General features: G+C 67.2%; 9 protein-coding genes and 1 pseudogene. 4 read left to right on the top strand and 6 right to left on the bottom strand.

Features of this window, described 5'->3' with window-relative positions; all coding sequences use genetic code 11:
- Together IP86_RS00050 and IP86_RS00045 are read right to left on the bottom strand one after the other, a co-directional pair.
- Window positions 1-315: pseudogene (locus IP86_RS00050) on the bottom strand (hypothetical protein); the annotation flags it as partial.
- Between the two features lie 37 nt (window positions 316-352).
- On the bottom strand, window positions 353-1,645 hold the full coding sequence (locus IP86_RS00045; protein ID WP_054160528.1) for an adenylosuccinate synthase: 1,293 nt from the start codon (window positions 1,643-1,645) through the stop codon (window positions 353-355).
- A gap of 320 nt (window positions 1,646-1,965) precedes the next feature.
- On the opposite strand from IP86_RS00045, the gene IP86_RS00040 reads away from it, so the two are divergent.
- Window positions 1,966-2,790, top strand: coding sequence for an aldo/keto reductase (locus IP86_RS00040; RefSeq protein ID WP_054160527.1), 825 nt, complete (start codon window positions 1,966-1,968; stop codon window positions 2,788-2,790).
- A 180-nt stretch (window positions 2,791-2,970) separates the two neighbouring features.
- Here the strand turns inward: IP86_RS00040 and IP86_RS00035 are convergent, their stop codons facing one another.
- The gene (locus IP86_RS00035; protein ID WP_054160526.1) at window positions 2,971-3,588 is read right to left on the bottom strand and encodes a class I SAM-dependent methyltransferase; all 618 of its coding nucleotides are present in this window, start codon (window positions 3,586-3,588) and stop codon (window positions 2,971-2,973) included.
- Window positions 3,589-3,828: 240 nt separating this feature from the next.
- Between IP86_RS00035 and ybaK the strand changes: the two genes are divergently transcribed.
- From ybaK to IP86_RS00020, 3 genes are all read left to right on the top strand, one after another.
- A complete protein-coding gene (ybaK, locus tag IP86_RS00030; RefSeq protein WP_054160525.1) occupies window positions 3,829-4,305 on the top strand; it encodes a Cys-tRNA(Pro) deacylase in 477 nt (158 codons plus the stop codon).
- Between the two features lie 273 nt (window positions 4,306-4,578).
- Window positions 4,579-5,064 carry a GNAT family N-acetyltransferase gene (locus tag IP86_RS00025; RefSeq protein WP_054160524.1) on the top strand — a complete coding sequence of 162 codons (486 nt, stop codon included), beginning with the start codon at window positions 4,579-4,581 and terminating at the stop codon, window positions 5,062-5,064.
- Window positions 5,065-5,284: 220 nt separating this feature from the next.
- Entirely contained in the window at window positions 5,285-6,571 is a 1,287-nt protein-coding gene (locus IP86_RS00020) for an NAD(P)/FAD-dependent oxidoreductase (RefSeq protein WP_054160523.1), read from the top strand.
- A 73-nt stretch (window positions 6,572-6,644) separates the two neighbouring features.
- On the opposite strand, the gene soxR is transcribed toward IP86_RS00020, so the two are convergent.
- The 3 genes from soxR to IP86_RS00005 all read right to left on the bottom strand — a co-directional run.
- Entirely contained in the window at window positions 6,645-7,100 is a 456-nt protein-coding gene (gene soxR / locus IP86_RS00015) for a redox-sensitive transcriptional activator SoxR (RefSeq protein WP_054160522.1), read from the bottom strand.
- 75 nt (window positions 7,101-7,175) lie between these two features.
- Window positions 7,176-10,256 (bottom strand): efflux RND transporter permease subunit, encoded by a 3,081-nt coding sequence (locus IP86_RS00010; RefSeq protein WP_054160521.1) that lies wholly within the window; start codon window positions 10,254-10,256, stop codon window positions 7,176-7,178.
- Window positions 10,257-10,266: 10 nt separating this feature from the next.
- The coding region (locus IP86_RS00005; RefSeq protein WP_054160520.1) for an efflux RND transporter periplasmic adaptor subunit at window positions 10,267-11,259 on the bottom strand (993 nt) is incomplete at its 5' end.

Genomic DNA, 11,259 nt, shown 5'->3' with positions numbered 1-11,259 from the left:
CACCGGCGGACGGCTCGACGCCCGCAGCGCATCGCCGGGACGCGATCCGTCAGCCGCCGGGCGGCGGTTCTTCAGCTCGGCGCGGGCGGCATCGCGGGCGCGCTGCGCGGCCTCGGACTCGACCTTGCGCACGGCCTCTTCGAGCGCCAGCCGCTCGCGGGTGATTTCGGATTCGGTCAGCGGCGGCTGCACGCCGCGGAGCTGCGTGATCAGAGCCGCGCGGGCCCGCTCGTAGATCGCACGCCGCTGCTCGCCCGGAGCGCTGGGGTCCAGGCCGGATATCGCACGCGCGATCAGCGGATAGTAATCAGCCATCTTGACTCAATGATCGATGCCGTTCGGTAACATCTTATTAAGCCTCGAAGGGATTCTGCACCAGAATTGTATCCTCGCGTTCGGGACTGGTGGACAACAGCGCCACCGGGCAGCCGACCAGCTCTTCGATGCGACGGACATATTTGATCGCCTGCGCCGGCAGGTCCGCCCACGATCGTGCATTGGCGGTCGGTTCCTTCCAGCCTTCGATGGTCTCCCAGATCGGCTCGACGCGCGCCTGCGCGCCCTCGCCGGCCGGCAGATGGTCGATCTCCTTGCCGTCGAGCTTGTAGCCGACGCAGACCTCGACGGTGTCGAAGCCGTCGAGAATGTCGAGCTTGGTCAACGCCAGGCCGTGGATGCCGCAGGTCCGCACCGTCTGCTTGACCAGCACCGCATCGAACCAGCCGCAGCGCCGCTTGCGCCCGGTGTTGACGCCGAACTCCTTGCCGCGACGGCCGATCTCTTCGCCGATCTCGTTGAGCAGCTCGGTCGGGAACGGGCCGGCGCCGACGCGCGTGGTGTAGGCCTTGCAGATGCCGAGCACGTAGCCGACCGCGCCCGGGCCCATGCCGGTGCCGGTCGCCGCCTGCGCCGCCACGGTGTTGGACGAGGTGACGTACGGATAGGTGCCGTGGTCGACGTCGAGCAGCGCGCCCTGCGCGCCCTCGAACAGGATGCGCTTGCCTTCGCGGCGCTTGATGTCCAGGAGCCGCCACACCGTCTCGGCGTAAGGCAGCAGCTGCGGCGCCATCGCCATCAGATCCTTCAGGATCGTGGCGCCGTCGAATTCCGGCAGGTTGAAGCCGCGGCGCAGCGCGTTGTGATGCGCCAGCAGCCGCTCGATCTTCTGCGGCAGCGTGTCGGGATCGGCGAGGTCCATCAGCCGGATCGCGCGGCGGCCGACCTTGTCCTCATACGCGGGACCGATGCCGCGCTGGGTGGTGCCGATCGCGCCGGCCTTGGCGGCGTTTTCGCGCAGCGAATCCAGTTCGCGATGCAGCGGCAGGATCAGCGTGACGTTCTCGGCGATGCGCAGATTGTCCGGCGAGATCGCGACGCCCTGGCCCTGCAGCTTCTTGACCTCGTCGAGAAACGCCTGCGGGTCGAACACCACGCCGTTGCCGATGACGCCGAGCTTCGAAGGCCGCAGCACGCCCGAGGGCAGCAGCGCCAGCTTGTAGGTCTCGCCGTTGATCACCAGCGTATGGCCGGCGTTATGCCCGCCCTGGAATCGGGCGACGATATCCGCCTGCTCCGACAGCCAGTCGACGATCTTCCCCTTGCCCTCGTCGCCCCACTGGGCGCCGACCACGACGACATTGGCCATTTTCGAGCCGTTCCCCTGCAACTCAACCGGATGAAGCACGATCGCCACGACGCCCGCAGGCTGTTTTCGGATCGTACTGAGCGCCAAGCCAAAACACGGCCGTGGCCGCTCGCATGCGAGGCGCCCCATCGGATAACGGAAGCGGGCCTGCGACGCAAGCGAAAGGGGGCTTTTCGGGCCTTGAAGGCTTCTTCCAAAGCATTGATTTCCCCCGAAAATCCGCTGAGCCGCGGCAACCCTTGACGGAGGTTTTCGTTACCGCTTGGCTGTTTTCAGGGCGTCAGGGCTGCGCCCGCAGCCGCAGGGAGACGGCAACCGCCATGGACTCACTCACGACGCAGGGCATCATCGTGCCCAAGCTCGGGCTCGGCACGTTCCGGCTGCAGGGCAGGGATTGCCACGAGGCGGTGCTGACCGCGCTGGCGATGGGCTATCGCCACATCGACACCGCCGAGATGTACGCCAACGAGGACGCCGTCGGCGACGCACTGGAAGACAGCGACGTGCCGCGCGAGCAGATCCACCTCACCACCAAAGTGTGGTGGCAGAATCTCGCGCCCGACGCGATCCGCAAGGCGTTCGACCAGAGCCGGCGCAAGCTGAAGACCGACTACGTCGATTTCTACCTGATCCATTGGCCGGCACCGGACATGAATCTCGGCGCCGCGCTGGAGACGCTGCTGCGGATCAAGGACGACGGCGGCGCGCGCGCGATCGGCGTCTGCAACTTTCCGGTGGCGCTGCTGAAGCAGGCCGTCGAAGACATTGGCGCGCCGATCGCCTGCAACCAGGTCGAGTATCACGTGCTGCTCGGGCAGGCGACATTGCTCGGCTATATGCAGAACAACGGTATCCCGCTGACCGCGTACGCGCCGCTGGCGCAGGGCCGCCTCGCCTCGTTTCCGGAGTTGCAGCTGATCGCCGAGAAGCATGGCGCCACCGCCGCGCAGATCGCGCTGGCCTGGCTGCTCGAGCAGGAGGGCGTGATGGCGATCCCGAAGGCGCGCAGCGAAGCCAGCCAGCGCAGCAACCTCGGCGCGCTCGATGTCCGCCTCGACCAGGACGACCGCGCCATCATCGCCAAGCTGCCGAAGGACCAGCGCTTCGTGAACCCCGGCTTCGCACCGGCATGGGATGCGGGGTAAGGGCAGCGAAGCACGCGGCTGGCCCCCGTCCAGCTACCACGTCATTCCGGGGCGCTCGCGCAGCGAGCGAACCTGGAATCCCGCAATCGCGGACAAGATTGCGCCTCACAACACTTCGAGATTCCGGGGTCGCATGCCTGCGGCATGCGCCCCGGAATGACGGGGGAGTTCTAAATCTGGTTACGCCTTCCGCGCCACGATGTAGTGCGCGTGCTGGTTGGTGCCGAACACGTGGCTGGCTTCGATGGTGAAGCCGGCGTCGGTGATGGCGCGGCGCAGCTCGGCGTTGCGCAGCACCGCAAAGCGCGGAATGAGGCCGGCCACCTGCAGCGTCGGGATCACGAGGCGGCGCATCACGAAGTTCATATCGCGAAAGCAATAGGTCTTGCTGATCAGCAGGCCGCCCGGCTTGAGCTGGCGGTGGATGGTCTGCAGCGTCCCGCGCATGTCCGGCACGAGGTGCAGCACCAGGAAGGCGCAGATCACGTCGAACGGCCCGCCTTCGAACGCGCGCTCGGCATCCGCGACGACGAAATCGAGATTCGGCGGCGCGGGCTTGGCGCGCGCGATCCGGATCATTTCGGCGGAGCCGTCGGTCGCCCGCCACCGCGCCACATGCGGCGCGAGCCGGATCGCCGTGCCGCCGGTGCCGCAGCCGATCTCCAGCACCTCGTCGGTCGACGACAGCCAGGATGCCGCATCGCTCAGCATCGCCTCGTAGGCGGCGAGGTCCTTGATCGGCCGCGCCGCATAGCGCTCCGCCACTTTGTCCCAGAATTGCGTGCTGCGATCGGTCATGTGCGGCGTCCTGCTCCGGCCTCCGCGACGTGTAGCGCAGTGCCGGCACGCCGAGAACCAAGCCAAAGGACAAAGGCCCCACCCGCCGTCATTTCGGGGCGGTCGCATTCGCGAGCGGACCCGGAATGACGCGGAGCTGAAGAGGCTGATGATTGCCGGCGGCATGAGGCGGCTGCTACATCACGGTCGCGGCATGCCAGCCGCGCACGAAGACGATCCGTAAACAATCCGGTCGACACCATGTCCAAATCCACCCGTGCGACGCAGACGCTGGAGAAGCTCGGCGTCGCGTTCAAGCTGCACAGTTATGAGTACGACCCGAACGCCGACGCGATCGGGCTGGCGGCGGCGGCCGCGCTCGGCGTGGAGCCGCGGCGGATGCTGAAGTCGCTGATGGCCGAGCTCGACGGCAAGCCGGTCTGCGCGGTGATCGCCTCCGACCGCGAAGTCAGCATGAAGAAGCTCGCCGCCGCGCTCGGCGGCAAGAGCGCCAAGATGATGAAGCCGGCCGATGCCGAGCGGCTGACCGGCTATTACGTCGGCGGCATCTCGCCGTTCGGCCAGAAGAAGCGCGTGCCGGTGGCGATCGACGAAGCCGCGCTTGCCGAGACCACCGTGTATCTCAACGGCGGCCAGCGCGGCCTGCAGATCGAGATCGACCCGCGCGAGGCAGTGAAGGCGCTCGGCGCGGTGGCCAAGCCGCTCGCGGCCGAGTGAGTCGCAACGCTTTCCCCCGTGTCCCGGACAAGGCGCAGCGCGCAGCGCTGTGCCGCCGATCCGGGACCCCGGTTGTCTTCACCACCGCGTCGACCGGGGCCCCGGATCTGCAGCGCACTCCGCCGCTGCGCGGCGCACTGCGCTTTGTCCGGGGCACGATCCATTCCGACCAAGACGCTGATAAGTCCTAATCGCGATTATCACCTTATCGGCGCCGATTGCTTTGGCGCACTCGCGCTCTATGCTCGCTCCATCAGCGCCGGGGGACTCGCCATGACCGAGACGATCGCAGCACACGGCGAGATCCGCGCGCTCGGGCCGGCCGATACCGACCGCTACTGCAATCACCTGACGCGGCTTGATCCCGAGGCGCGACGGATGCGGTTCTTCGCCGACGTTTCCGACTTCCACGTGCTGTTTCACGCCGGTGCGGCGCTGTCGGACGGGCGCGTGGTGATCGGCTATGTGGAGGACGACGCGATCCGCGGCGCCTGCGAACTCCTGCCGAGCTCCGACGATCCGCACGGCGCCGAGGCGGCGTTCAGCGTCGAGCAGGACTGGCGCCGCGCCGGCATCGGCGGGCTGCTGATGACCGCGATGATCGATGCGGCGCGGCAGCGCGGCGCGCAGCGGATCGAGCTGCAATGCCTGAAGACCAATCTGCCGATGCAGGCGCTGGCGGCGCGCTTCACCTCCGATCTGCGGCAGATCGGCGACACTACGCTGGCGGTGCTGGACAACACCCCGGCGGGCGGCTGAGCCGCGGCCGCCCCGGTTCGCGTCCGCAGTGTCCGCCTTGTTCGACCAAAAGCCTCTTGTCAGTGTCGCCATTATATTCTTACATTCGAATTTATGAAGATAATGGCGATCCCGCCCGTTCGGCGGGACGCCGACGCGGACACAGCAACAAGCATCGGCGAACCGCGGCCGGATCAGAGGAAACGCAAAGCCGCCTTGCGCGGCGAGAGGGAGACGGCAGATGGCACATATCCTGATCATGGGCGCCGGCCTGGGCGGCGTGGTGATGGCCTACGAGATGAAGGACCTGCTCGGGCGCGACGACAGGCTGACCGTCGTCACCAAGGACCCGATCTATCACTTCGTGCCGTCGAACCCGTGGGTCGCGGTGAAATGGCGGACCCGCGAGGCGGTCGAGGTCGATCTCGCGCCGGTGTTCGAACGCCGCGGCATCGACTACAAGCCGGTGCCGGTCAGCAAGGTCGAGCCGGAGCACAACCGGGTCGAGCTCGCCGACGGCAGCACGATCGACTATGACTTCCTGATCATCGCCACCGGCCCCGAACTCGCCTTCGACGAGATTCCCGGCCTCGGCCCCGACGGCCACACCGCCTCGATCTGCCATGTCGATCACGCGGTCGAAGCCTCGGAGCGGTTCGAGCAGTTCTGCAAGAACCCCGGCCCGATCGTCACCGGCGCGGTGCAGGGCGCGTCCTGCTTCGGTCCGGCCTACGAGTTCACCTTCATTCTCGACACCGAGCTGCGCCGCCGCAAGATCCGCGACCGCGTGCCGATGACCTTCATTACGCCGGAGCCCTATGTGGGCCATCTCGGCCTCGACGGCGTCGGCGACACCAAGGGCCTGCTCGAAGCCGAGATGCGCCAGCATCACATCAAGTTCATGACGAATACGCGCGTGGCGCGGGTCGAGCCCGGCAAGCTGATCGCCGAGGAGATCGCCGACGACGGCTCGGTGAAGAAAAACGCCGAGCTGCCGTTCGGCTTCTCGATGCTGATCCCCGGTTTTCGCGGCATCGCGCCGCTGCGCGGCATCGACGGGCTGGTCAATCCGCGCGGATTCGTGCTGATCGACAAGCATCAGCGCAACCCGAAATATACCAATGTGTTCGCGGTCGGCGTCTGCGTCGCGATCCCGCCGACCGGGCCGACGCCGGTGCCCTGCGGCGTGCCGAAAACCGGCTTCATGATCGAATCGATGGTGACGGCGACCGCCCACAACATCCGGCAAATCATGGATGGCCAACCGCCGACGCATCAGGCGACCTGGAACGCGGTCTGTCTCGCCGATTTCGGCGACAGCGGCGTCGCCTTCGTGGCACAGCCGCAACTGCCGCCGCGCAACGTCAACTGGTCGGCGTCCGGCGTGTGGGTGCACAACGCCAAGATCGCGTTCGAGAAGTACTTCATGCGCAAGATGAGCCGCGGCGAGAGCGAGCCGTTCTACGAGAAGGCGATGCTCGACATCCTCGGCATCGGCAAGCTGAAGAAGACCAGCAAGAACGCCTGAGCGGGCGACCCGCCCTGCGCGGCGCAACGCTGGCGGTGCGCAGGGCGCGGCGATCCAGGCACCGCGCCGGGCCTTATGGCTTCGCCCCAAGCCGTCGCGGCCCGGCGCCGTGGCGGCCGAGTTCGTCGTCGGGATTGCGCAGCGGGCAGTCCTCCAGCGACAGGCAGCCGCAGCCGATGCAAGTGGTGATCTGGTCGCGCAATTGCGTCAGGCCGACGATGCGCGCTTCCAGCATGGCTTTCCACGCCCTGGCAAACCGCGCCCAATCGGCTTTGGACGGAACGCGATCGTGGGGCAGATCGACCAGCGCGTCGTGAATGGTCGCGAGCGGAATGCCGGCGAGCAGCGCGACGCGAATGATGGCGATGCGGCGAAGCACCGAGCGATGATACCGGCGCTGGTTGCCCTCGGTGCGCCAGCCCTGGATCAGCCCCTTGGCTTCATAGAAGTGCAGGGTCGAAACCGCCACTCCGCTGCGTTTGGCAGCTTCGCCGACGGTCAGCGCGATCTTGGTGGTAGCGTCGGTCATCCCAGGACTCTGCAACGGCGGCTGAATACAGCAACTCTCTACAAACTGCATCGTGTTAGGCAAGCGCGCACGAGATTACCCGGCGGAGACGACGTCGGTCTCGGCCGACGTTTGGTGTAACCCGCCTGCTGCCCCGGCATGACGGTCGGCGGCGATCAGCGTGTAGAAGGTCGGCAGCACGAACAGTGTGAACAGCGTCCCGACCAGCATGCCCGTCACCACCACAATGCCGATGGCGAAGCGGCTCGCGGCCCCCGCCCCCTCGGCGAACAGCAGCGGGACCAAGCCGGCGACCATCGCGGCCGTGGTCATCAGCACCGGCCGCATCCGCACTTTCGCCGCCTGCAGAATAGCATCGCGGCGGCCGAGCCGCTGCTCGCGCTGAATCTGGTTGGCGAACGCCACCATCAGGATGCCGTGCTTGGAGATCAGCCCGATCAAAGTGACCAGCCCGATCTGGGTGTAGATGTTGAGGGTGGTGTAGCCGAGATAGAGCGGCAATAGCGCGCCGCAGATCGCCAGCGGCACCGTCACCAAAATCACCAGCGGATCACGAAAGCTCTCGTACTGCGCCGCCAGCACCAGGAAGATCACGATCAACGCGAAGCCGAAAGTGACGGTCAGGCGGTTGCCTTCCTGAACGTATTGCCGGCTGTCGCCGAGCCAGTCGATGGTGACGCCGGGCCCGCGCGGCAGCGCCTCCATGAACGTCACCGCCTGTCCCATCGTCACCCCCGGCCGCAGCACTGCCGACAGCGTCGCCGCGTTCATCTGATTGAACTGCGGCAACCGGTTGGCGTTTGGCTTCACCGACACAGACGTGACGGTCGAAAGCGGAATCATCTCACCGGAGCGGGTACGAACCTGATAGCGCCCGAGCGTCTCCGGCGTCAGCCGGTCGCTGCGACGAACCTGCGGGATGACGTCGTAGGAACGGCCGTAATAGTTGAAGCGGTTGACGTAATTCTCCCCGACCAGGAGCGCGAGCGTGTCGGCGATCGCCTGCATGGTGACGCCGACTTCGCCGGCCTTGGCACTGTCGATGCGGACCTGCGCGATCGGGCTGTCGAAGGCGAGATCGCTGTCGACGAACACGAACAGACCGCTACGCCACGCCGCCGCCTTCAGCGCTTCCATCTCGCGGTAGATGGCTTCGAAGCCGGCGGGCGACCGCAGCACCATCTGGAACGGCAGGCCGCCGGTCGAGGCCGGCAGCGCCGCCGGTTGGAACGGCGTGACGGACGCCTCGTGGACGCCGCCGACGGCGCGATACAACGCCGCCTGGATGTCGGTGGCCGAGCGCCGGCGCTCGCTCCAGTCCTTGAGAATGATGCCGCCGAATGCATTGTTGAGCCCGTCGGTGCCGACGACGAAGAAATTGGCGGCGTATTCGGGCATCGACCGGAAGATCTGCTGGACCTGTCCGGCCGCCGCCGCGGTGTAGTCGAGATTGGCGTATTGCGGCGCCCGCACCGCGGTGAACACGTAGCCCTGGTCTTCCTGCGGCGCGAGTTCGCGCTGAGCGCCGAAGAACAGCGCCGCGATCGCCAGCAGCATGGCACCGGCGACCAGCAGCACCGCCGGCCGGATCGCCAAGGTCGCGGCGAGCAGCCGGCCGTAGCCGCTGGCGAGCGCCGCAAAGCGACGCTCGATGATGCCGGCGAATCGACTCTCGCTCTGTTTGCCGCCGAGCAGCCGCGAACTCATCATCGGCGACAGAGTCAGCGCAATCAGCCCGGAGACCACCACCGCGCCCGCCAGCGTGAAGGCGAACTCGCGGAACAGGCTTCCGGTCAGGCCGCTCATCAGGCCGATCGGCGCGTACACGGCGGCGAGCGTGATGGTCATCGCGATCACCGGCCCGACGATCTCGCGGGCGCCGACCAGCGCCGCGTCGATCGGCGACAGCCCGTCCTCGATGTGGCGATGGATGTTCTCCACCACCACGATGGCGTCGTCGACGACGAGCCCGATCGCCAGCACCATCGCCAGCAGCGTCAGCAAATTGAGCGAGAAGCCGAACGCCAGCATCAGCGCCGCGGTCCCGACCAGCGACAGCGGGATGGTCATCACCGGAATGATCACGGCGCGCAGCGAGCCGAGAAACAGGAAGATCACCACCACGACGATGATGCCGGCCTCGATCAGCGTGCGCAGCACCTCGTCGATCGCGGCGTTGACGAAATGCGCGACGTCAAACTGATTTTCGACTACCAGGCCCGGCGGCGCGACGCTTTGCATCGCCGGGATCAGCGCCTTGGTGGCCGCGACGATCTCGAGCGGGTTGCCGTCGGGGGTCGGCGCGATCTTCAGATACACGGCGCGGCGGGCGCTAGCCCAGCCGAGCGTGTTGCGGTTCTGGCTGCCGATCTCGACGTCGGCGATGTCGCGCAGCCGCACCAGGCCGGCGGCGCCGGTCTTGATCACCATGTCGCGGAAGTCGTCGGCGCTGGTGACGTCGGTCGCGGCAGTGATGTTGGTAACGGTGCTGCCGCTCTCGAGCTGGCCGGGCGCGGCCTGCACGTTGTTGGCGCGTAGCGCAGCGGCAAGATCGCCCGCTGTCAGGTTGCGGGCGGCGAGCTTGACCGGATCGAGCCACACCCGCATCGACAACGCCTGCGCGGCGGCGAGGTCGGCGGAGGCGACGCCCTTGACCGAAGTGATCAGCGGCTGTCCTACCCTGGTGACGAAATCGGTGATCTGCGGAATCGTCAGCGTGTCGCTGATGAAGGCGACGTACTGCACCGCCGAAGCACCGTCGGTGATCTTCGTCACCACCGGATCGTAAGCACCGGCCGGCAGCCGGTACTTGACCTGCTGAACCTTGGCCAGCACGTCGGTCATCGCCCGGTCGGAATTGGCGTTGAGTACGAGCTTGGCCTTGACCTGGCTTTGCCCCATGGTCGAGCTCGACGTGAGATATTCGATGCCGTCGGCGGAGGCGATCGCCTGCGCGATCGGCGTGGTGACGAAGCCCTGCATCACCTCCTGGGTCGCACCGGGAAACATGGTGTCGACCGTGATGGTCGCGCTTTCGAGGTTGGGATATTGCCGCACCGGAAGCGAGGCGAACGCGCTCGCGCCCGCCATCAGGATCAGCAGGCTGACCACCACGGACAGGATCGGCCGGCGGATGAACAGATCGGTGAACCGCATGGCTCCGTCCTCAGCGCAATGGGCTCGACGCCGGCGCCGACGCGGCCACGCTGACCGACGCCCCCGGCTGGACGCGTAGCTGGCCGCTGGTGATCACGACGTCGCCGCTGCTGAGCCCCGCCTCGACCACGATGCGGTCGCCGCGCCGCTGGCCGGTCGTGACCGGCACCGGCGCGGCTTTACCGTCGCGGACAACGAGGACGCTGTCGCCCGACGCGCTGGTCTGGATCGCAGTCGCCGGCACCAGAAATGCCGACGGGCGCAGCGGCTGCGCGACGCTCACGGTGACGTAGAGGCCAGGCCGCAGCTTGCCGTCCGGATTGCCGAGCATCGCCTGGACCCGCACGTTGCGGGTGTCCTGCTGCACCATCGGCTCGATCGCGTTGATCCGCGCCGCGAATTCCTGGCCAGGATAAGCGTCGGTCCGCACTGTGACCTCGCCGCCGAGCGCGAGCTTCGACAAATCCTGCTGTGGCACGGTGAAATTGGCGTAGAGCCGGTCGAGCGCAGTCAGAGTCGCCAGAGCGTCACCGGGGTTGACGTATTGACCGAGATTGACCCGGCGGATGCCGAGCAACCCAGCGAACGGCGCGCGGATCGTCTTCTGCGCGATCAGCGCCTCGATCCGCTGAACCGCGGCATCGGCCTGCTCCTGTTCGGTGACACGCTGATCGAGCAGCTGCTGGGTGGCGGCGTCGGTCGCGATCAGCCGGCGCGAGCGGTCGAGCTGCAGCCTCGCGAATTGCGCGCGCGACACCGCGTCGGCGCGCTGCGCCCGCTCCGGCGCATCGTAGAGTTCGACCAGAGGCGTGCCGGCCTCGACCGACAGGCCCGCCTCGAACCGGATCGCGACGACGCGGCCGGCGACCTCGGGCGCCAGTGTCAGCTCCTGCACCGCCTGCAGCGAGCCGGTGGCTTCCAGGGATTGCGGCAGCGGCTCCGGCTCGACCGTCAAGGCGGACACCTCGACCGGCGGGCGGAGATGCCCGGCACTGGGCGCGAG

It is taken from the genome of Rhodopseudomonas sp. AAP120 (assembly GCF_001295845.1).
Taxonomy (GTDB): Bacteria; Pseudomonadota; Alphaproteobacteria; order Rhizobiales; family Xanthobacteraceae; genus Rhodopseudomonas.
This window is presented reverse-complemented; position numbering and strand designations above follow the sequence as displayed.

What these genes read in the sequence shown, in the direction of transcription:
- IP86_RS00025 (WP_054160524.1), top strand. Translation starts at nt 4,579, where the DNA reads ATGACCGAGACGATCGCAGCACACGGCGAGATCCGCGCGCTCGGGCCG.
- ybaK (WP_054160525.1), top strand. Translation starts at nt 3,829, where the DNA reads ATGTCCAAATCCACCCGTGCGACGCAGACGCTGGAGAAGCTCGGCGTC.
- IP86_RS00020 (WP_054160523.1), top strand. Translation starts at nt 5,285, where the DNA reads ATGGCACATATCCTGATCATGGGCGCCGGCCTGGGCGGCGTGGTGATG.
- IP86_RS00010 (WP_054160521.1), bottom strand. Translation starts at nt 10,256, where the DNA reads ATGCGGTTCACCGATCTGTTCATCCGCCGGCCGATCCTGTCCGTGGTG.
- IP86_RS00035 (WP_054160526.1), bottom strand. Translation starts at nt 3,588, where the DNA reads ATGACCGATCGCAGCACGCAATTCTGGGACAAAGTGGCGGAGCGCTAT.
- IP86_RS00040 (WP_054160527.1), top strand. Translation starts at nt 1,966, where the DNA reads ATGGACTCACTCACGACGCAGGGCATCATCGTGCCCAAGCTCGGGCTC.
- soxR (WP_054160522.1), bottom strand. Translation starts at nt 7,100, where the DNA reads ATGACCGACGCTACCACCAAGATCGCGCTGACCGTCGGCGAAGCTGCC.
- IP86_RS00045 (WP_054160528.1), bottom strand. Translation starts at nt 1,645, where the DNA reads ATGGCCAATGTCGTCGTGGTCGGCGCCCAGTGGGGCGACGAGGGCAAG.